Source organism: Rossellomorea sp. NS-SX7 (assembly GCF_052828565.1).
Map to the genome: position 1 here is coordinate 1,340,544 of NZ_CM128249.1, position 21,082 is coordinate 1,361,625.

Sequence of the window (21,082 nt, forward strand, 5' to 3'; positions counted from 1 at the left end):
TTTCGGAATAAAAGCCGAAAGAAGTCCTTTTTTTGTGTTTAAAAGACAAAATTTTCTTCTCTTCACTGTCAGGAAAAGGGAGAAAAAGGCTAATAAAAGTTAAAGGAAATATTTTATAAAAAGAGAATTTATAAAACAGTGGAGAAAAGTGGGGGGATGTGGTACATTTGTGATAGAAAGTGGGGGCAGTGCATATGTTCATGGGCGAATATCAACATAACATTGATAATAAAGGCCGTTTAATAGTGCCTGCCAAGTTCCGCGATCTACTCGGCGAGTCATTTGTCATCACACGTGGATTAGACCAATGCTTATTTGGCTATCCCATGGATGAATGGCGGGCCCTCGAAGAAAAGCTGAAAGCTTTACCACTTACAAAGAAAGATGCCCGAGCCTTTACGCGCTTCTTCTTTTCAGGAGCTACAGAAAGTGAATTGGACAAGACAGGGAGAATAAATATCCCTTCGACTCTTGTCAGCTATGCACAGTTGGATAAAGAATGCATCATCCTTGGAGTTTCCAATCGGATTGAGATTTGGAGTAAGGCTTTATGGGAAGACTACTTCACAGAGTCTGAAGATTCTTTTGCAGAACTTGCAGAGAATATGATAGGATTTGATATTTAGCAGATCAAAAACGTTCGATTGGAAAGGTGACGTCAACATGTTTAAACATACAACAGTTTTATTGAAAGAAACGGTAGATGGATTGGATATTAAAGAAGACGGGGTATATGTGGATTGTACTTTGGGCGGTGCAGGACATAGTGAGTATCTGCTTAGCCAATTGTCTGAAAAGGGGCATTTATATTGCTTCGATCAAGATGAAACCGCAATTAACCACGCAAGAGAAAAGCTTTTACCTTATCAAGGGAAGGTTACCTTCGTTCAGTCGAATTTCCGTTATTTGAAAGAAGAACTTGAGCAGCTTGGAGTACATAGTGTCGATGGCATACTTTACGATCTTGGAGTTTCATCACCCCAGCTTGATACACCTGAAAGGGGCTTCAGCTATCATCATGATGCACCGCTCGATATGAGGATGGATCTAGAAGCTGAAATCTCTGCATTCGATGTGGTGAACCACTGGGCATATGAGGATCTTGTACGAATCTTCTACCGGTACGGCGAAGAGAAATTCTCAAAGCAAATCGCTAGAAAGATCGAAGCCGCCCGTGAGTTGAAACCGATTGAAACAACAGGAGAGCTTGTTGAATTGATAAAAGAAGGGATTCCTGCACCTGCCCGGAGAAAGGGAGGCCACCCTGCCAAGAGAGTATTTCAGGCTATCCGTATTGCAGTAAACGATGAACTGGGGGCCTTTGAAGATTCTCTCGAACAAGCAATAGACATGCTTGGAAAAGGCGGAAGGGTCAGTGTGATCACTTTCCACTCGCTGGAAGACCGCATGTGCAAGACGATGTTTAAAGAGAAAGCATCCGGACCTGATTTACCACCGGGGCTACCGATCATTCCCAAGGAATATGAACCTGAATTAAAACTCATTACGAGAAAGCCGATATTACCAAGTGAGGAAGAACTCTCAGAAAATAATAGAGCCAGGTCAGCAAAGTTAAGAATTGCAGAAAAAAATAAATAAAGAGGCTAAATATATGAGAAAAAGCCTTTAAAAAAGGAAATGGGAGGGAGAAATGATGAGTAATTTAGCCAAAAAGTTTGAAAGGGAGCAAATTGATCAATCGAATCAATCTGTTCAAGTGAATCCCCAGCCGCTTAGAAAAGAGCAGCGTTCTGTCATCACACCAGGGGAAAAGATCCTGGTCGCAATCTTTGCTGTGGTATTTTGCTTCTTAGCCGTACAGATTGTACAGACTCAAGCAGCCATCTATGACGTAAACAAAGAAGTGCAAGTGATGGAAACAGCCGTTGAAAAACAGGAAAAGGCGAATAACGACCTTAAACTTCAAATCAGCGAGTTAAGCACGTACGAGCGTATTTTGGAAAAAGCCAAAGAACTTGGACTTAACTTAAAAGAAAAGAATGTGAAGGTTGTTGAACAATAATGAAAAAAAGACCAAGTATGAACATAGGGGCAGCCATCCTTTTCGGGATTTTCGGCTTGCTCTTTTTTGTATTAATGGTTCGGTTTATTACAATTCAAGTTACAGGCGAGGCTGAGGGTAAAGTCCTGGCTTCACAGGCTGCAGAGAAATATATCAAGAGCCGGATCCTTGAAGCTCATAGGGGAACCATCTATGACCAAAAAGGGGAAGTGATTGCAGAAGACACTTCCGCTTACACTTTAGTGGCCATTCTAAGCCCGACGGTGACAAGTGATCCTGAGAATCCCAAGCATGTAACAGATCCAAAAAAGACGGCTAGGGAACTATCCGGGTTCATAGATATGAACGAAAGTGAGATTTATAAAAAATTAACGACAGATGGAGCCTATCAGGTGGAATTTGGCTCAGCCGGCCGTGCCCTCTCGCATCAATTGATGCTTGATATCAAAGAAGAAAAACTCCCAGGTATCACATTCCGGAAAGAAGCCAAACGATTCTATCCAAATGGGACATTTGCTTCCCATTTGATCGGTTTTGCCCAGAAAACGACTAATGATGATGGAGATTCTGTTACAACAGGTAAAATGGGGATAGAAAAAAGCTTTAATGACATCCTGAGCGGAAAGAACGGTTCAGTGGAATATAAAAGTGATGTATGGGGATATCTTCTTCCTAATTCGGAAGAACACGTCACACCTCCACAGGATGGGAATGATATCTATCTCACCATTGATAAGAAAATCCAGACGTTCCTGGAAGAAGCCATGAATCAAGTTCAAAAGCAGTATAAGCCTAAAAAGATGTATGCAATTGTGGCAGATCCCAAAACAGGAAAAATCCTTGCTATGACCCAGCGCCCGACATTCCACCCGGATACCAGGGCAGGGCTGATGGATAACTGGACCAATACGATTGTAGAAGAAACGATTGAACCGGGATCTACCATGAAATCCTTCTCGCTTGCAGCAGCAGTAAATGAAGGGAAGTTCAATCCAAACGAAGCATACCAATCAGGGACTTATAAAGTTGATAATGTCCCTAATCCTATCCGTGATCATAATGGCGGGGAGGGGTGGGGCTCCATTTCTTTCCTTGAAGGAGTTCAGCGGTCATCCAATGTGGCTTTCGCTTATCTGCTGGACCAGATCGGCTTTGAAACATTTGAAGGATATTTACATGATTTTGGTTTCGGGGAACCGACTAACGTCGGCCTGCCGCATGAGGCATCCGGTTCGATCCTTTATCATTATCCTATTGAAAAATACACAACCATTTTTGGACAAGGAACAACGGTCACTCCGCTGCAAATGATCCAGGCGGAATCTGCGATTGCGAATGACGGGAAAATGATGAAGCCTTATGTCATTTCGAAAGTGGTAGACCCCAATACGAAAGAAGTAGTAAAAGAAACAAAGCCTGAAGTGGCGGGGACCCCCATCACAAAGGAAACAGCTGAGAAAACAAGGAAGTACTTAGAGACGACTGTCACATCCGAACATGGCACAGGTACCAGGTTTGCGATTGAGGGCTATAGTGTAGCCGGAAAATCGGGAACTGCACAAATTCCGGATCCTGAGACCGGGGGATACAAGTATGGTAAGGAAAACTACCTCTTTTCCTTTATGGGAATGGCGCCTGCTGATAATCCGCAGTTAATCGTCTATGTAGGAGTGCAGGAACCAGAATTGAAGCCGACAGAAATCGGTTCTGATCCTGTTTCAGATGTTTTTAAGCCAGTCATGCAGAACAGTTTGAAATACTTAAATATTAAACCGCAGGAAAAAGTGAATCTTAAACAAGAGCAAATTCCTGACCTTACTGGTATGAGCGTTGAAAAAGCAAAGGCAGAAATAGAAAAAACAGGGGGCGAACCTGTAGTAGTCGGTAATGGTTCAGAAGTAATCAGGCAATTGCCTCATGAAGGCAGTGAAATGCTTGAAGGAGGGAAAGTGATTCTCAGAACGGACGGAGACATTACCATTCCGGATATGAAGGGCTGGTCAATTAGAGATGTTTTCAAGATTGCGAATATCGCCGGTCTGAAAATCAATATGGTTGGCAATGGATTTGCGGTCAGTCAAAATATACAGCCTGATTCACCTGTGAATGAAGACGAACCTCTTGTAGTAAACTTCAAAACCCCAGAAGAACAACTGCAGAAGAAAAAAGAAGAGGAAGCCTCTGAAGGGTCAGAAGAAGAAAGACCTTTGAATTAGATAGTGGAATAAGAAGGATGGACTTTTCAATGTGTTAATCCATACTTACCTGGCGATTTTGCCAAGGGTATGGAGCAGAACATGAAGGGTCGTCCTTTTCTTTTTGTTGTGGCGGAAGGTCTTCGGATAATGAAAATCATACCACTGTGTGTCCAAGCATATAATGGAACGAGCCATAGAAGGGGAGGTCCATTTGTGAAAAGAGTATCGAACGTAACAGTTAGGAAAAGGTTGGCGATTGCTCTGATTGTGGGAGTGTTGATATTTTCTATCATTGATTTAAGGCTGGGGTATGTGCAGTTTTTCATGGGGGATATGTTGACAAGCCGTGCCAAAGATTCGTGGAGCCGGAATATTCCTTTTCAGCCTGAACGGGGGAAGATAGTAGACAGGAACGGGGTGGAGTTAGCGGGTAATCAAAGTGCCCCGACCATTTTTGTCGTGCCAAGACAAATTACCGACCCTCAAGAGACCGCGGAGAAACTGGCACCAGTTCTTAATATTTCAGTAGAAACTGCATATAAATATGTAACACAGCAGGCGAGTATGGTCCTGATAAAAGAAGCGAGAAAAATATCATATGAAAAAGCGAAGGAAGTCACAGAACTAAATCTTAAAGGTGTTTACCTTGGAGAAGACTCCAAGAGGTATTATCCATATGGAAGCTATCTGTCACATGTGCTCGGATTCGCAGGAATCGATAACCAGGGGCTGATGGGACTTGAACTGTCATACGATAAGGAACTTACAGGTGATAAAGGATACGTCAAGTTTTTTTCAGATGCCAAAGGGAAAAGGATGGGTGACATGGCGGACGATTTTGATGACCCTGAGAACGGGCTTGACCTGAAGCTGACCATCGATACGAAAGTCCAGACAATTGTAGAAAGGGAGCTGGATATCGCTCAGGCCACCTATAACCCCGATGGTATGATCGCTATTGCGATGAATCCAAAAAATGGTGAAATATTAGCGATGGCAAGCCGTCCTACATTTGATCCTGCAAATTTCCGGAATGTCCCGCAGGAAATCTATAACCGCAACCTTCCCATCTGGAGTACGTATGAGCCGGGATCAACCTTTAAGATTATCACTTTGGCAGCTGCCCTTGAAGAAAAAAAGGTTGATCTGTATAAGGAAAAGTTTCATGATTCCGGTCATGTAGAAGTGGCAGGGTCTACGCTTCACTGCTGGAAAAGAGGGGGGCACGGAACGCAAACCTTCCTCGAGGTTGTCCAGAACTCCTGCAACCCGGGTTTTGTTGAACTTGGCGAGCGCCTTGGCAAGGAAACGTTGTTTAAATACATTAAAGACTTTGGATTCGGTCAAAAAACTGGAATCGATTTACAGGGTGAAGGAAAAGGGATTCTATTTAATCTGGACCGTGTCGGACCGGTTGAGCAGGCGACGACTGCTTTTGGCCAGGGTGTTGCAGTTACCCCTATCCAGCAGGTGGCTGCCGTTTCGGCAGCAGTCAATGGGGGAATCTTGTATCAGCCATATATAGCGAAAGAGTTGATCGACCCTGAAACGAATGAAGTCGTTATGAGAAAGTCTCCTCAAGTGAAGAAGAGGGTGATTTCCGCAGAAACATCCAAACAAATAAGGGAAGCTCTCGAAAGTGTCGTTGCACAAGGTACAGGAGGGAAGGCTTTCGTGGATGGCTACCGTATTGGCGGGAAAACAGGGACTGCCCAAAAAGCCAAAGATGGAAAGTACCTGGAGAACAATCATATCGTTTCATTTATGGGTGTAGCACCTGCAGATGACCCCGAGATCGTCGTTTATGTAGCGGTGGATAATCCTAAAGGCACCGTCCAATTTGGTGGGGTGGTAGCTGCCCCCATTGCCGGCAGTATCATTGGAGATAGTTTAGAGGCGATGGGAGTGCCTAAAAGAAAGGAACAGATCGAGAAAAAAATGAATTGGGATGACATCCCGATGATCGAAACCCCGGATCTGATCGGTTTGTCTAAAAAAGAGCTTCAGCAGCAATTGGTTAACCTGAACCTTGATATTAGCGGAAGCGGAGAAAAGGTGGTAAATCAGTCGCCTGATCCGGGCGTGAAAATAAAGCAGGGTTCAACCGTACGCGTATATTTATCTGAATAAAGAACAGGGGGTGCTTTCTTTGATGGATTTATCGTCCATTAGCATGCAGAAAAGAAAGCCCCTTTTTCTCTAGGTTGTCTCGTTTTTGAAAAAACGACATAACCGAGAAAATTTAGAACTAAGTTAAAAGGTTGATAGCTTTCAAGTCTGATTTTATGTAAAATATAAAAAGGTTGCTTTCTACCTGTGAGGAGTTGAAATGATGAGATTGCACACTTTGCTGGAAGTACTTCCATTTTATAAAGTACATGGTGAAGGAAATCCAGCTATTTCAAACATCGCTAATCACCATAAGAAAGTAATGGATGGTGACTTATTTATCTGTATCAAAGGCCTGGAGATTGATAGCCACTCCCTGGCTCAAGTTGCAGAGATGAATGGTGCAGCTGCTATTCTTGCAGAAAGGAAAGTGGATGTTCACATACCCGTCATACTTGTACCTGACACAAAGAAAGCCATGGCTGTGCTTTCGGATTATTTTTATAAACAGCCTTCACATCAATTACTTTTAGTGGGTGTAACCGGCACGAACGGTAAGACGACAACCACCCATCTGATCGAGCAGGTCTTTACAGGTAATGGAATAAAGACTGGCCTTATCGGCACAATGCATATTAAAGCGGGCGATGAGCTTGAAGTCAGCCATAACACGACGCCGGACAGTTTGACCCTGCATCAGACGTTCTACCGATTCCTGCAGAAAGGGATTACTTCTGCCATCATGGAAGTTTCTTCTCATGCCCTTGATCAGGGAAGGGTTCATGGTTGTGATTACGATATTGCTGTATTTACAAATTTATCGCAGGATCATTTGGACTACCATCGCTCCATGGATGAGTACCGGAATGCAAAAGGCTTATTGTTTTCACAATTAGGAAATACTTATTTTAAAAAATCGCCTAAATATGCCATCATCAATAAAGATGACGATACAGCTGAGTATTTTATCAAATCAACAGCCGCGCATGTTTTCACATATGGATTATCAGAAGACGCAGATTTTTATGCAAAGAACTTACAGTTGAAATCTACGGAATCCTGTTTCAGGCTGGTGAGTCCGTTCGGGGAAAAGGATGTGGTCCTGAGTTTTTCGGGAAGGTTCAATGTTTACAACGCATTAGCAGCTATAGCAGCCGCTTCTGCTGCCGGCATCCCCATTGACCAAAGTGTTAAATCACTTGAGAGAGCACAAGGCGTCAGAGGTAGATTTGAATCAGTCGCTGAAGGGCAGCCTTTCTCTGTGATCGTTGACTATGCTCATACACCGGACGGTTTAAAGAACGTTTTGGAAACCATTCAATCCATTACAAATGGAGACATTATCGTTGTAGTCGGATGCGGAGGGGACAGGGATAAAATAAAGCGCCCCATCATGGCTGAAATTGCTTGTGACTACGGCGATTTTGCCATTTTCACTTCTGATAACCCGCGTACTGAAAATCCAATGGATATACTGAAGGATATGGAAGCCGGGGTTGTCGGCAAACAGTATAAGTTGATTCCCGATCGAAAAGATGCGATAAAAGAAGCAATCCTTCATGCAAAAGAAGGAGATATTGTACTTATTGCCGGTAAAGGGCATGAAACCTATCAAATAATCGGGCATGATGTCTTTGATTTTGATGACCGGGAAGTTGCAAGACAAATCATAAGGGAGATGTAACCATGCTCTTTTATGATGATGTTAAGAAGTTGTTTCCAGTTACACGTGGAGTCGGATTGCCAGGAATAGGATTCCTTACGGTTTCTTCCTTGCCGGAAGTAAGATTGGAAAGGGGCTTATACATTCCTTTGGATTCTCATCGGAAGCTTTTTGATAGCATCAATAATGGTGCGATTGCTTCTTTATGGGATGGAAGTGAAGAAATCCCCTTATTCGTACCGAATCATTTTCCTTTGTTTATTGTGGAGGATGTCCATGCTGCTTATCGTGAACTTATACAATTTTACAAACAAAAAAACAATCAAGAAAAGTGGGAAATTATGACGAAGTTTATATGTAATAGTGAATCTGATTTAATCAAAACAATGGATGAAGAATTTTTGGAAGTTTTGAACGAGAAGAAAGGAGGGGAATAAAGTGCTGGAACAAGTTATCTTTTTTACAATCATCATGGCATTTCTGATCACTGTTCTTCTGGCACCGCTCTTTATTCCTTTCTTACGAAGATTGAAGTTTGGCCAGAGTATTCGAGATGAAGGGCCAGAGTCACACCAAAAGAAAACAGGGACGCCAACGATGGGTGGTATTGTATTCCTGCTTTCAATCATCATTACGACATTTGTCATGACGGGGAAATATTCAGAACCCGGTGCTGAGACATATTTATTGCTTCTCGTTACAGTCGGATTTGGATTGCTTGGATTTCTGGATGACTTCATTAAAGTTGTCATGAAGCGGAACCTCGGGTTGACTTCCAAGCAGAAACTGTTGGGACAAATCGTGATTTCGGCTATTTTCTATTTCATCTTCAAGCAAAACGACTTCCCTACGACTGTATCGATACCATTGACGGACGTATCATTCGACCTTGGATGGTTTTATGTGTTGTTTATCATTATCTGGCTTGTCGGTTTTTCAAATGCCGTCAATCTTACAGACGGATTGGATGGATTAGTATCCGGTACATCAGCTATTGCTTTTGGAGCCTTGGCAGTGCTTGCCTGGAATCAGGGTCAATATGATGTAGCGATTTTCGGAGTAGCTGTAGTCGGAGCAGTCCTTGGATTTTTAGTGTTTAATGCTCATCCTGCCAAAGTATTTATGGGGGATACAGGTTCACTGGCACTAGGTGGCGCGATTGCAACGATTGCCATTTTAACGAAACTTGAGATTATCCTTATATTGATCGGCGGAGTCTTTGTCATCGAAACATTGTCGGTCATTTTACAAGTTGCGTCCTTTAAAACGACTGGAAAACGAATCTTCAAAATGAGTCCCCTTCACCACCACTATGAATTGGTCGGCTGGTCTGAATGGAGAGTCGTCGTTACTTTTTGGACGGTTGGGCTGCTTTTTGCCGTTTTAGGAATCTATATCGAGGTGTGGTTATAATTGAAAAAAATTACGAAGTTCAAACATAAAAAAGTTCTTGTATTGGGGTTAGCCAAGAGCGGGGTTAGTGCCGCTTCATTACTACATAAGCTTGAAGCTTTTGTCACAGTGAATGATCAGAAGCCTTTGGCGGAAAATCCCGAGGCCCAGGGTCTGCTGCAGGAAGGAATCAAAGTGATTTGCGGAAGCCATCCGATCGAGTTGTTGGACGAAGGCTTTGAATATGTCGTTAAAAACCCGGGCATTCCCTATCATAATCCTTTGATAAAAAGGGCTCTTGAAAAAGACATACCCGTCCTTACGGAGGTGGAACTTGCTTACTTAGTATCAGAGGCAGAAATGATCGGAATTACCGGGACGAATGGTAAAACGACCACGACCACTTTGTTGTATGAAATCCTGAATGAAGACAGACAGCAGCCCCTGATTGCCGGGAATATTGGTACAGTGGCCTCTGAAGTGGCACAAACAGCGAAAAAGGATGAAAAAATGGTGGTGGAATTATCATCCTTCCAATTGATGGGGATCGATGAATTTTCCCCTCATATCGCCATCATCACCAATTTGTATGATGCACATCTGGATTACCACGGTACAATCGGGGAATATTGGAATGCTAAAGCCAATATTACAAAGAATCAAACCGAGGAAGATTATTTGATCATCAATCATGACCAGGAGCATCTTCGTGATTCCGTCAGTTTCACGAAAGCTTCAATCATTCCTTTTTCCACTACACAGGTAGTGAAAGAAGGGGCTTATATAAAGGACGATGCAATCTATTTCAAGCATGAACGCATCGGTGAATTAGCCTCTGTTGTGTTACCCGGGGCTCACAACCTGGAAAATATCCTTTGCGCAGTCGCCGCTTCAAAATTATATGGAGTCGCAAATGACAGTATTACGAATGTGCTTGGAACATTTACAGGCGTTAAGCACCGCACTCAATTTGTAAAAGAAGTGAATGATAGAAAATTTTACAACGATTCAAAAGCGACAAACAGCCTGGCGACAAAAAGTGCACTGAATGCCTTCAATGGACCGACAATCCTATTAGCAGGTGGATTGGACAGAGGGAATGATTTTGATGATCTGATTCCTCATTTGAAAAACGTGAAGGTACTTATTACATTTGGTGAAACAGCTGATAAATTACAGACAACCGGTCAAAAGGCAGGGATACAAACGATCATACGTGTCGATAATGTTGAGAAGGCAGTGCCGGCCGCTTATGAAAATTCACAAGCTGGTGATGTGATCCTGTTATCTCCGGCCTGTGCAAGCTGGGATCAATATCGAACTTTTGAAGAACGCGGTGACATTTTTATTAAAGCGGTGCATAACCTTTAATAAGGGCTTGTCATTAAAAAGCAACATTACTTAGACAACAAGATAGGCAATCTGAGAAATTGAACAGTATGTATTGCTTGCAGCGGCTCAAATACGTCTATTCGAGGTGTTAAGATTGCCTTTAAAAAAATCGACTCCCGATTTTATCCTTATCATCGTCACCCTTACACTTTTGGCTGTAGGGCTTATCATGGTGTACAGTGCAAGTGCCGTTTGGGCGGATTATAAATTCGATGATTCGTTTTTCTTTGCAAAAAGACAAATGCTCTTTGCAGCTGTAGGAGTCTTTGCCATGTTTTTCATTATGAATGTGGAATATTGGACCTGGAAAAACTGGGCGAAAGTCCTTATCATCATTTGTTTTGTTCTCCTGGTACTGGTATTGATTCCTGGGATCGGGGTTTTGAGAAACGGATCAAGAAGCTGGATCGGAGTCGGTGCATTTTCGATTCAGCCTTCAGAATTCATGAAACTTGCCATGATTGCATTCCTTGCCAAATACCTTTCAGAGAACCAGAAATATATTACTTCTTTCCGTAAAGGGGTACTACCTTCGCTGCTGTTGGTCTTTTCAGCCTTTGGCATGATCATGCTCCAGCCTGATTTAGGGACAGGTACTGTGATGGTTGGCACATGTGTTGTGATGATCTTTATTTCCGGTGCAAGGGTCATGCATTTTGCTTGGCTTGGTATAGCCGGATTGGCAGGGTTCGCTGCATTGGTCCTTTCAGCACCCTACCGGATAAAACGAATCACCTCCTTCCTTGATCCCTGGGAGGATCCATTGAACAGCGGTTTTCAAATCATTCAATCACTGTATGCAATCGGTCCGGGGGGGCTGTTTGGATTGGGGTTGGGTGAAAGCAGACAGAAATTCTTCTATCTGCCTGAACCTCAGAATGATTTCATTTTTGCGATTTTGGCCGAGGAATTGGGTTTTATCGGCGGGACATTTGTACTTCTGCTATTTTCACTGATCTTGTGGCGAGGGGTGCGTATTGCTCTCGGTGCACCCGATTTGTTTGGAAGTTTCCTGGCTGTCGGAATCGTATCGATGATCGCCATCCAGGTAATGATCAATGTAGGAGTGGTAACAGGTTTGATGCCTGTAACAGGTATCACCCTTCCATTCCTCAGCTACGGAGGATCTTCATTGACCCTCATGCTCATGGCCGTAGGGGTTCTGCTGAATATCAGTCGGTATTCAAGACATTAACAACAAATAAGATTGGCTTCATCATTTATTCAATAATAACTTCCCTCAAATCAGAGTTGGGAAGGATCTGAATGTATGATTGGAAGTCAATCTTTTTTGTTGTCTTTTTTATGCTGTTATTATTCGGTTTAGAAAATAAGTGTTGCTATTTTAACTTGTTCCAGCTGTTGATTGGAGTGCAAGACGAAGACTCCTGCGGGAAAAGCGAGACAGGTGAGACCTGTCCAGCTCCAGGGCTTAGAGGCACATGTCATAAGTCAACTCGTCCAAGAAGGCAAAGAACGCCTTTGTGGCTGCCCTGTCTTATGCTTTTCGCCTCTGAGCAAGCCGCCTACGCTTTTCTAACCCGCAGGAGCGCAGCGGCGAGGAGGCTCACCGGCCGCCCGCGGAAAGCGAAGTCTTGCACGGAATCGGGCAGCGGCAATAAGAGGTAATTTTACATAAAGTGAAAAAAGCACTATTAAGCAAATTTTATTGAAATAACAATAGGATATTTGAAGGTAAGATGTTACAATTAATTACATAAATGCAACGTGTGAAAGGGTTTTGGTTTTCAATATTATAGGAGGTTATATTACTTTTATTAACCAAAACTTTTACAATTCAATGACATCCTTTCATAACATGGAATTCGTGTTTAGAATAGAGGGAAAGAGTGAATTATACAAGGTGTTGTGCTCTTTTTCGATTCCATGGAATGTACATAACGATCATTTGAGATTTTCATTATGTTTAATGTAGTTAAGGGAATGTAAATTGACCTTTCTAAATGATAACCGTCCTATTCTCTTTCGCATACATTGCCTTCACAATGACAAAGAAGGTAACTCATATAAGAGTACTTTCATTTTAAGGCGTGACGAACCATGCCCCATAAATTCGAAATGAAATTGAGGAAAACGTAATGAGAAAAGAAAATGTTGTTTCCATTGAAGAAAGAATTCCCAAACTGAAACAGCACAGAAAAAAGAAAGCAAACAGAAGGCTGCTATTCTTACTGGCACTTTTCCTGTTTATGATACTGTCTGTCATTTACTTTCAGTCACCTCTCAGTCATGTAAAAACAATCGAGGTGAAGGGAAATGAACTGGTTTCCAGTGAAACGATTCTTTCAGAAAGCAAACTTAAACCGGGAATGAATGTCTGGAGCGTCAATAAAAGTGAAACTGCTGAACGGTTAAATAAACTACCTGAAGTTAAGAGTACAGAAGTCAAGTTGTCTTTTCCAAATTCCTTTGTGATTCAAGTGAATGAATTAGGCAAAAAAGCTTATCTCCTTAAAGATAATAAGTTTTTGATCATTCTGGAAAATGGCAAGGTCCTGAATAAAGGAACCGAGTCCATTCCTGTGGACGCCCCTCTCCTGAGAGGGTTCAAAGAGGATAATACATTGAAAAAGATGATTCAAGAACTGGGAGAGCTTCCAAAAGAGGTTCAGCATCTGATTTCAGAGATAAATTTAGTGCCGAAGAAAACAGATCAATACCATTTGACCTTATTTATGAATGACGGTTATGAGGTAAGCGCGACAATTCGTACATTTTCAGAAAAGATGGAGCATTACCCGTCGATTGTCAGTCAACTGGACCCATCCAAGAAAGGGATCATCGATTTGGAAGTAGGCTCGTATTTCAGGGCATATGAAACGGAAGAAGCAGGAAGTGACGCAGAAGAGCAAGGCGAAGGGGATGATGAGGATGAAAGTGAAGGGTAAACACGTTATCCTCTCTCTCGTAGGTTTAGTGCTGGGTTTCATCCTTGCTTTTTCTTATAGCCTTGCTAATACAGAAGAAGCTGGACAGGGAAAGCGCAGCAACGGTCAATGGAAACAGGAAGAAGAGCTTAGGGATCAAATCCTTGCGCAGCAGCAAAAGAATAATAGTCTGCAGGAACAGCTCTATGAGAAACAGGAAAAAGTAGTCAACCTCGAAAAGGAATTCTCTAAAGAAAAACAAATTTACTTTAATCTTGCTGAAGAAGCGGAAAAGTACCGCATGTATTTAGGGAAAACCAAAGTCAAAGGTCCGGGAGTGAAAGTGACGCTTTCTGATGCTGACTATAAACCAAATGAAGATAACGCAAACAATTATATTGTTCATGAGCACCATATATTCAAGGTAATCAATGAATTGTATATTGCCGGAGCTTCTGCAGTTGCCATTAACGGACAGAGGCTGAAGCATGATTCATATGTATTGTGTCATGGACCGGTCATACAGATAGACGGGATTGAATACCCTGCTCCATTTGAAATCACAGCCATTGGAGACCCTGAGGTACTCTCTTCCGCCATGAATATTACAGGTGGGGTTAAAGATCAATTGGTGAATGATAATATTGAATTCTCTATGGAAAAGAAAACGGATATTGTTCTGGAACCACTGATCGGTGAATCATAAAGTTTGCACTCCAATAAAAGGTAGTGATTGGGAAGCAAGGTGAAGGGGAATGGACAACAAGCTAAAAGCGAGTTTTACGGTTATCACCATTATCATCGGTTTCATGATTGCCATACAATTCCAGACAGTCAAGGAACCTGTTGTCCGTGATACGAGAGACATATGGGAATTAAGGGATGCACTCCTTAACGAGAAAGAACTGAACTCCAGTCTGCTTGAGGAGATGAGAGCAGTCGAGGAGAAGCTGGAAACGTATGAGACAGAGAGAGAGGCAAGCCCCGAGCAGGCATTGAAACAAACGTTAAAGGAACTGAAAACAGAAGCGGGTTTGACGGAGAAAAAAGGTACCGGCCTGATTCTTACGATTGAACCTGCCATGGAAGAAATTCTGCTGGGTGAAAAAGTACATACTGTCTCCCCTCAGCTCCTTGAAAGGTTAGTGAATGAATTAAATCAATATGATGCAATGGATATTTCAATAGACGGACACCGGCTGATCAATACCTCGGTCATCAGGGATATTAACGGCGAAACAAATGTAGATGGATACTCCATCACCAAAATCCCGTTTGAAGTCAGAGTATTGACAAAGGATCTTGAAACAGCACAAAAATTGTATAACCGAATGCAAGTGTCACAATCTGTAGAGGATTTCTTTATCGATAATCTCCGGGTATCCATATCCAAACCGCTGGAAGAAGTGATTTTGCCGTCATATGATGATACAATCCGCGTCCGTTATATGGAACCGGTCAGTGAAAGAGGAGGTAACGGATAATATGTGGCTTCCCGTTTTAGGGTTGCTAGTAGGGGTCATACTTGGCCTTCTGACAGATATAAGAATTCCAGATGAATACTCGAATTATTTATCGATTGCAGTTCTGGCAGCCTTGGATACGCTATTTGGCGGAATCCGTGCTCACCTCCAAAATATATACGATGATAAAGTCTTTGTTTCGGGGTTCTTTTTTAATATTTTACTAGCAGCAAGTTTAGCTTTTCTAGGGGTCCATCTTGGTGTAGACTTATATTTGGCAGCTGTTTTTGCTTTTGGAGTCAGATTATTCCAAAACATTGCAGTCATCAGACGGATACTAATAAGTAATTGGACTACTAATCAAGAAAAAAGAGAAAAAAATTAGAATTTTAAAAGGGAATCGTTTTTGTTACGACGAATATCTTAATTAAGATATACTTAGGATTGAGACTATCTAGGGTTGTTGTTCCCATAAACATTTTTTAAGGAGGTGCCATAGAGTGAACAGCAATGAAATTTACGTTAGCCTAGACATCGGTACATCCACAGTGAAAGTGATCATTGGTGAAATGTCAAATGATTCCTTGAACATTATCGGTGTAGGACATGTAGAATCAGAAGGAATCAGAAAGGGTTCCATCGTAGATATAGACGAAACTGTTCATACAATTAAAAAGGCAGTTGAGCAAGCAGAAAGAATGGTCGGTTTATCCATAAACCACGTCATTGTTGGAATAACAGGAAATCATGTATCACTTCAAAATTGTCATGGTGTGGTAGCCGTTTCAAGCGATAACCGTGAAATTGGGGATGAAGATGTCCTGAGGGTGATGGATGCCGCTCAAGTTGTTTCCATTCCACCTGAAAGAGAAATCATCAATGTAATCCCGAGACAGTTCATCGTTGACGGACTGGATGAAATCACAGACCCGAGAGGTATGATCGGTGTCCGACTCGAAATGGAAGGCACCATCATTACAGGATCTAAGACGATATTACATAATACTCTGCGTTGTGTAGAAAAAGCAGGGCTCGAAATTGTCGATATTGTTCTACAGCCGCTGGCAGCAGGATCGGTCGCCCTTTCTAAGGACGAAAAAAATCTTGGGGCTGCACTGATTGACATCGGTGGAGGTTCCACGACGATTGCTGTATTCGAACAAGGCCATTTAAAGGCAACAACAGTTTTACCTGTAGGCGGAGAACATATTACCAAGGATTTATCAATCGGATTAAGGACATCAACCGAAGATGCCGAGAAGATTAAGACTAAATATGGACATGCTTATTATGATCATGCATCAGAAGATGAAGTATTCAGTGTTCCAATTATAGGAAGCGATCAACATCAACAATTTAATCAATTAGAAATTTCTGATATCATAGAAGCAAGGCTTGAAGAGATACTTGACCTAATCAGTCATGAACTGAAAAGAATGGGTATCAGAGACCTGCCTGGTGGATATGTATTAACTGGTGGTGTAGTAAATCTGCCAGGTGTGTTAGAATTAGCACAAATTGTATTCCAAAATCGAGTTCGCGTGGCTATTCCGGATTATATCGGAGTAAGAGAGCCTCAGTATACGACAGCTGTCGGGTTGATAAAGTACGCACAGAAGAATGCCAGATTACAAGGGAAAAGCGTAAGCGCTGAACCTGTACCGGTTGATGCATCTGAAAAAAGGCAGCAGTCGAAACAAACGAATAAGAAGCCAAAGCCAGCAAAAGTAACAGAAGAAACACATGAAGATGATAAGGCGATGTCAAAAGTGAAAAAGTTCTTTGGATACTTCTTTGAATAAATAAGGAATCCATTGATTCGACGAGTTAGGAGGATTTGTCATGTTGGAGTTTGATACAAATTTAGATTCATTAGCGACAATAAAAGTTATCGGTGTCGGTGGAGGAGGAAACAATGCTGTAAACCGAATGATTGAGCACGGTGTACAGGGTGTTGAATTCATCGCTGTAAATACAGATGCACAAGCTCTTAATCTATCAAAAGCAGAAATTAAGATGCAAATCGGCGGTAAATTGACCAGAGGTTTAGGCGCAGGTGCCAACCCTGAAGTCGGTAAGAAAGCTGCAGAAGAAAGTAAAGAGCAGATCGAAGAAGCTTTAAGAGGAGCAGACATGGTCTTCGTCACAGCTGGAATGGGAGGCGGTACCGGTACTGGAGCTGCACCTGTAATCGCCCAGATTGCACGTGAAATCGGTGCATTGACGGTTGGGGTGGTAACCCGCCCATTTACCTTTGAAGGCCGTAAGCGTTCGAACCAGGCCAGCGGCGGTATCGCAGCGATGAAAGAAGGCGTGGATACATTAATCGTCATTCCTAATGATCGACTTCTTGAAATCGTTGACAAGAGTACACCGATGCTTGAAGCCTTCAGGGAAGCGGATAACGTATTGAGACAAGGTGTACAAGGTATTTCTGACCTTATCGCAACTCCAGGGTTAATCAACCTTGACTTTGCAGATGTTAAAACAATCATGTCCAACAAAGGTTCCGCTTTAATGGGAATCGGCGCAGCTTCAGGTGAAAATCGTGCTGCAGAAGCTGCTAAAAAAGCCGTTTCAAGTCCATTGCTTGAAACATCAATCGATGGAGCACAAGGTGTATTGATGAACATCACAGGCGGAACGAGCTTAAGCTTATATGAAGTACAGGAAGCTGCCGATATCGTAGCTTCGGCATCTGACCAGGATGTAAATATGATTTTCGGATCAGTCATCAACGAAGACTTAAAAGATGATATCGTGGTTACTGTCATCGCGACTGGATTTAACGAAGAAGTCATTCAAGCTCCGAAACAGACTCGTCCTACATTTGGCGGTGTGAAGCCTAACCCTGCTCCTAGTCAGCAGCAGGTCAAGCGTGAACAGCCTAAACGCGAAGAACCACAACAGCAGGAACCTGTACGCTCTACTTCTAATAACCATGGTGCGGAAGATACTTTGGATATTCCGACATTCCTGCGTAACCGTAACCGCAGACGATAATCACTGCTAAGGGACAAGGTAGATACAGCTAAATAACTTTCACAAAAAAGACCCCTCCATGAGTGGGTCTTTTTTGTGTTTCAGCCGATGCTTCCCTAATGTAATGATCAATATAAAATTTGAGGTGACATATTTCGTTACTTTCTCTAAAAAGTTTTCCTTCCTGGCATACATAAAATGACAAACTTTTAGAGGGTATGTACGATATACTTCGTATAAGTCATTCAGTTTCAGGAAAAGGGTATCAAGCTAGATGAAGTTTAAGGAGGGTAGCGATTGACCTTATATTTAGATGTCATCTGGTTGTTGAATGTATGTGTGGATTTTATATTGCTCTGGCTGACAGGCTTGCTCCTCAAAAGGCAGTTCGCTCTGTGGAGAATCGCAATAGGAAGTTTGATAGGTTCTGCCATTATAATTCTTTCCTTTTCTCCCTATGCCTATGTAGTTGGAAACCCTCTGGTTAAGCTGCTATTTTCACTGATTATGGTTTATTCGGCATTTGGTTTCAAAAGATTTCGTTATTACCTTACGAATCTTCTTATGTTTTATTTTGTCACGTTCCTGACAGGTGGGATCCTCATAGGTGCCCATTACTTCCTTACATTCAATCCAGGTACGGAAGCCACTGTGCTTTTGGCAAGCATCAAGGGATTTGGAGATCCAATCAGCTGGGTATTCGTCATGATTGCACTTCCAATCGCTTGGTATTTTTCGAAAGGCAGGATGGATAGTGTGGAACACGTTAAGATCCAATATGATCAACTAGTGGATGTCGCCATAAAAATCGGGGATTACGAATTCAGCGTAAAAGGGCTCGTGGACAGCGGTAACCAGTTGCAGGATCCCATATCAAAGACTCCTGTCATAATTGTGTCCATTTCATCTTTAAAGGATTCAGTTCCTGAAGAGGTGAGCATGTTATGTGAAGAAGCAGAGGACATCTTTTCGGGTCAACTGAACCTTGAAGTAGAATGGTCAGACCGATTAAGAATCGTTCCTGCCCAGTCGGTTGGAAGGAAAAGTCAGCTGTTAGCAGCAATTAAGCCGGATTCCATCATATTAAAAGATCATGAATCCTCCTGGTCATCCAGCGGCTTAATCGTTTTCAGGCATGAACCGCTTTCGGCTGATGAGAGCTTTGGAGCGATCGTCCATCCCAGAATGGCTTCAGGAAAGCCGATACAGAATGTTTCATAGTACGATTACTATTACTATACTCACATTCTAAAGAAATAGAAGGGGGAACAACGATGAAAAAATTAAAAATGAAATTTTTATATTTTTGGTACAAATTATTAATCAAACTTGGAATAAAGACGGATGAGATTTATTACATAGGTGGAAGTGAGGCGCTTCCTCCTCCCCTGACGAAAGAAGAAGAAGAAGTTCTTCTCAACAAGTTGCCAGGTGGTGATAAAGCGGCACGGTCTCTACTCATTGAACGGAACCTGAGGTTAGTCGTTTATATCGCAAGGAAATTTGAAAATACAGGCATAAATATTGAAGATTTGATAAGTATCGGTACAATCGGTTTAATTAAAGCAGTTAACACCTTCAATCCGGAAAAAAAGATAAAACTTGCTACGTATGCATCCAGGTGTATAGAAAATGAAATACTTATGTACCTCAGAAGAAATAACAAAATCCGGTCGGAAGTCTCATTCGATGAACCGTTGAACATTGACTGGGATGGGAATGAGCTACTGCTGTCAGATGTACTTGGTACGGATGAAGACATTATCACGAAAGACCTGGAAGCGACTGTGGATAAGAAATTGCTTTTCAATGCGCTTCACCAGCTTTCCGATCGGGAAAAACAAATCATGGAGCTGAGATTCGGTCTTATGGGAGAAGAGGAGAAGACTCAAAAAGATGTAGCGGATATGCTGGGAATATCCCAATCTTATATCTCCAGGCTCGAGAAAAGGATCATAAAGAGACTGAAGAAAGAATTTAATAAAATGGTGTAAATCCAGACGGCTGATCTTTATACAAGATCAGCTTTTTTAATGGGTATCATAAAATATTTTCGTTCGATATTTCTTGTGTTTGCAAGGGGTTGAACGGAGAACATCCATCATTCAACTGAATGAAATGCATATTTTTCCTCCTCAAGGAAATACTGAATTTTGTACAACAGCTCCTGCAAGGAGGGGAAAGAATGACACGTAATAAAGTTGAGATTTGTGGTGTAGATACTTCCAAATTACCAGTATTGAAGAATGAAGAAATGAGAGTCCTATTCAAACAAATGCAAGCAGGCGATATCTCCGCAAGAGAGAAGCTTGTGAATGGGAATTTGCGCCTCGTCTTAAGTGTAATTCAACGCTTTAACAACCGTGGTGAGTATGTTGATGATTTGTTTCAAGTCGGATGTATTGGTTTAATGAAATCAATCGACAATTTTGACTTGGGCCAAAATGTACGGTTCTCCACCTATGCAGTACCGATGATTATAGGAGAGATACGCCGTTACCTGCGTGACAATAACCCCATCCGTGTATCGCGCTCTCTGCGTGATATTGCTTACAAGGCATTGCAAGTAAGAGAAAAACTGATGGGTGAAACTTCAAAAGAACCTACTGCAGAAGAGATTGCCAAGGTTCTTGACGTCCCGCATGAAGAAATTGTATTTGCATTGGATGCGATCCAAGATCCAGTTTCATTGTTCGAGCCCATTTACAATGATGGAGGAGATCCGATCTTTGTCATGGACCAGCTAAGCGATGAACGAAACCGGGATTTCCATTGGATCGAAGAAATCGCGTTGCAAGAGGGCATGCGAAGACTGAATGACCGTGAAAAGCTGATTATCAGTAAACGCTTTTTTCAAGGAAAAACTCAAATGGAAGTAGCTGACGAAATAGGGATTTCACAAGCTCAAGTATCTCGATTAGAAAAAGCAGCCATAAAACAAATGAATAAAAATATTCAATAGAAGACATCGT

At 42.1% G+C, this 21,082-nt stretch carries 19 protein-coding genes; all 19 read left to right on the forward strand.

Annotated features, from left to right (window positions below; translation table 11 throughout):
* The first annotated feature begins 194 nt into the window (after positions 1 to 194).
* The 19 genes from mraZ to sigG all read left to right on the forward strand — a co-directional run bounded on the left by mraZ (position 195) and on the right by sigG (position 21,072).
* Positions 195 to 626 carry a division/cell wall cluster transcriptional repressor MraZ gene (mraZ, locus tag ACUXV2_RS06575; RefSeq protein WP_175988818.1) on the forward strand — a complete coding sequence of 144 codons (432 nt, stop codon included), beginning with the start codon at positions 195 to 197 and terminating at the stop codon, positions 624 to 626.
* Positions 627 to 663: 37 nt separating this feature from the next.
* A complete protein-coding gene (gene rsmH / locus ACUXV2_RS06580) occupies positions 664 to 1,599 on the forward strand; it encodes a 16S rRNA (cytosine(1402)-N(4))-methyltransferase RsmH (protein ID WP_446246239.1) in 936 nt (311 codons plus the stop codon).
* Between the two features lie 55 nt (positions 1,600 to 1,654).
* Positions 1,655 to 2,023, forward strand: a complete 369-nt coding sequence (ftsL, locus tag ACUXV2_RS06585; protein ID WP_446246240.1) for a cell division protein FtsL — start codon at positions 1,655 to 1,657, stop codon at positions 2,021 to 2,023.
* Positions 2,023 to 4,239: a penicillin-binding protein gene (locus ACUXV2_RS06590; RefSeq protein WP_446246241.1), complete on the forward strand. Its 2,217-nt coding sequence runs from the start codon at positions 2,023 to 2,025 to the stop codon at positions 4,237 to 4,239. The genes ftsL and ACUXV2_RS06590 overlap by 1 nt, the downstream gene beginning before the upstream one ends.
* Before the next feature lie 195 nt (positions 4,240 to 4,434).
* Positions 4,435 to 6,351: a stage V sporulation protein D gene (locus ACUXV2_RS06595; protein ID WP_446246242.1), complete on the forward strand. Its 1,917-nt coding sequence runs from the start codon at positions 4,435 to 4,437 to the stop codon at positions 6,349 to 6,351.
* A gap of 202 nt (positions 6,352 to 6,553) precedes the next feature.
* Entirely contained in the window at positions 6,554 to 8,014 is a 1,461-nt protein-coding gene (locus ACUXV2_RS06600) for a UDP-N-acetylmuramoyl-L-alanyl-D-glutamate--2,6-diaminopimelate ligase (RefSeq protein WP_446246243.1), read from the forward strand.
* A 2-nt stretch (positions 8,015 to 8,016) separates the two neighbouring features.
* Positions 8,017 to 8,430: a hypothetical protein gene (locus tag ACUXV2_RS06605; protein ID WP_446246244.1), complete on the forward strand. Its 414-nt coding sequence runs from the start codon at positions 8,017 to 8,019 to the stop codon at positions 8,428 to 8,430.
* A gap of 1 nt (position 8,431) precedes the next feature.
* Complete coding sequence (gene mraY, locus ACUXV2_RS06610; RefSeq protein ID WP_446246245.1) at positions 8,432 to 9,406, forward strand: phospho-N-acetylmuramoyl-pentapeptide-transferase; 975 nt, start codon at positions 8,432 to 8,434, stop codon at positions 9,404 to 9,406.
* A complete protein-coding gene (gene murD, locus ACUXV2_RS06615; RefSeq protein WP_446246246.1) occupies positions 9,407 to 10,756 on the forward strand; it encodes a UDP-N-acetylmuramoyl-L-alanine--D-glutamate ligase in 1,350 nt (449 codons plus the stop codon). It abuts the gene before it with no gap.
* Positions 10,757 to 10,871: 115 nt separating this feature from the next.
* Positions 10,872 to 11,972 carry a stage V sporulation protein E gene (gene spoVE, locus ACUXV2_RS06620; protein WP_446246247.1) on the forward strand — a complete coding sequence of 367 codons (1,101 nt, stop codon included), beginning with the start codon at positions 10,872 to 10,874 and terminating at the stop codon, positions 11,970 to 11,972.
* Positions 11,973 to 12,876: 904 nt separating this feature from the next.
* Positions 12,877 to 13,686 carry a cell division protein FtsQ/DivIB gene (locus ACUXV2_RS06625; protein ID WP_446246248.1) on the forward strand — a complete coding sequence of 270 codons (810 nt, stop codon included), beginning with the start codon at positions 12,877 to 12,879 and terminating at the stop codon, positions 13,684 to 13,686.
* Positions 13,664 to 14,371, forward strand: coding sequence for a DUF881 domain-containing protein (locus ACUXV2_RS06630; protein WP_446247009.1), 708 nt, complete (start codon positions 13,664 to 13,666; stop codon positions 14,369 to 14,371). The genes ACUXV2_RS06625 and ACUXV2_RS06630 overlap by 23 nt, the downstream gene beginning before the upstream one ends.
* Positions 14,372 to 14,420: 49 nt before the next feature.
* Positions 14,421 to 15,149: a DUF881 domain-containing protein gene (locus tag ACUXV2_RS06635; RefSeq protein WP_446246249.1), complete on the forward strand. Its 729-nt coding sequence runs from the start codon at positions 14,421 to 14,423 to the stop codon at positions 15,147 to 15,149.
* Position 15,150: 1 nt separating this feature from the next.
* Positions 15,151 to 15,513, forward strand: a complete 363-nt coding sequence (locus tag ACUXV2_RS06640) for a small basic family protein (RefSeq protein WP_175988837.1) — start codon at positions 15,151 to 15,153, stop codon at positions 15,511 to 15,513.
* A gap of 115 nt (positions 15,514 to 15,628) precedes the next feature.
* Positions 15,629 to 16,930, forward strand: a complete 1,302-nt coding sequence (gene ftsA, locus ACUXV2_RS06645; RefSeq protein WP_446246250.1) for a cell division protein FtsA — start codon at positions 15,629 to 15,631, stop codon at positions 16,928 to 16,930.
* Between the two features lie 40 nt (positions 16,931 to 16,970).
* The gene (ftsZ, locus tag ACUXV2_RS06650) at positions 16,971 to 18,131 is read left to right on the forward strand and encodes a cell division protein FtsZ (protein ID WP_446246251.1); all 1,161 of its coding nucleotides are present in this window, start codon (positions 16,971 to 16,973) and stop codon (positions 18,129 to 18,131) included.
* Positions 18,132 to 18,407: 276 nt separating this feature from the next.
* Positions 18,408 to 19,331 carry a sigma-E processing peptidase SpoIIGA gene (gene spoIIGA, locus ACUXV2_RS06655; protein ID WP_446246252.1) on the forward strand — a complete coding sequence of 308 codons (924 nt, stop codon included), beginning with the start codon at positions 18,408 to 18,410 and terminating at the stop codon, positions 19,329 to 19,331.
* Between the two features lie 53 nt (positions 19,332 to 19,384).
* Positions 19,385 to 20,104 carry an RNA polymerase sporulation sigma factor SigE gene (gene sigE, locus ACUXV2_RS06660; protein WP_175988845.1) on the forward strand — a complete coding sequence of 240 codons (720 nt, stop codon included), beginning with the start codon at positions 19,385 to 19,387 and terminating at the stop codon, positions 20,102 to 20,104.
* 191 nt (positions 20,105 to 20,295) lie between these two features.
* Positions 20,296 to 21,072: an RNA polymerase sporulation sigma factor SigG gene (gene sigG, locus ACUXV2_RS06665; protein WP_032088921.1), complete on the forward strand. Its 777-nt coding sequence runs from the start codon at positions 20,296 to 20,298 to the stop codon at positions 21,070 to 21,072.
* Positions 21,073 to 21,082 lie beyond the last annotated feature (10 nt).

Bases quoted from the DNA above. Each gene is read 5' to 3' on its own strand.
- ACUXV2_RS06600 (WP_446246243.1), top strand. From the start codon at position 6,554: ATGAGATTGCACACTTTGCTGGAAGTACTTCCATTTTATAAAGTACAT.
- ACUXV2_RS06590 (WP_446246241.1), top strand. From the start codon at position 2,023: ATGAAAAAAAGACCAAGTATGAACATAGGGGCAGCCATCCTTTTCGGG.
- mraZ (WP_175988818.1), top strand. From the start codon at position 195: ATGTTCATGGGCGAATATCAACATAACATTGATAATAAAGGCCGTTTA.
- rsmH (WP_446246239.1), top strand. From the start codon at position 664: ATGTTTAAACATACAACAGTTTTATTGAAAGAAACGGTAGATGGATTG.
- ACUXV2_RS06630 (WP_446247009.1), top strand. From the start codon at position 13,664: ATGAGGATGAAAGTGAAGGGTAAACACGTTATCCTCTCTCTCGTAGGT.
- ACUXV2_RS06625 (WP_446246248.1), top strand. From the start codon at position 12,877: ATGAGAAAAGAAAATGTTGTTTCCATTGAAGAAAGAATTCCCAAACTG.
- ACUXV2_RS06640 (WP_175988837.1), top strand. From the start codon at position 15,151: ATGTGGCTTCCCGTTTTAGGGTTGCTAGTAGGGGTCATACTTGGCCTT.
- ACUXV2_RS06635 (WP_446246249.1), top strand. From the start codon at position 14,421: ATGGACAACAAGCTAAAAGCGAGTTTTACGGTTATCACCATTATCATC.
- sigE (WP_175988845.1), top strand. From the start codon at position 19,385: ATGAAAAAATTAAAAATGAAATTTTTATATTTTTGGTACAAATTATTA.
- ftsZ (WP_446246251.1), top strand. From the start codon at position 16,971: ATGTTGGAGTTTGATACAAATTTAGATTCATTAGCGACAATAAAAGTT.
- ACUXV2_RS06605 (WP_446246244.1), top strand. From the start codon at position 8,017: ATGCTCTTTTATGATGATGTTAAGAAGTTGTTTCCAGTTACACGTGGA.
- ftsL (WP_446246240.1), top strand. From the start codon at position 1,655: ATGAGTAATTTAGCCAAAAAGTTTGAAAGGGAGCAAATTGATCAATCG.
- sigG (WP_032088921.1), top strand. From the start codon at position 20,296: ATGACACGTAATAAAGTTGAGATTTGTGGTGTAGATACTTCCAAATTA.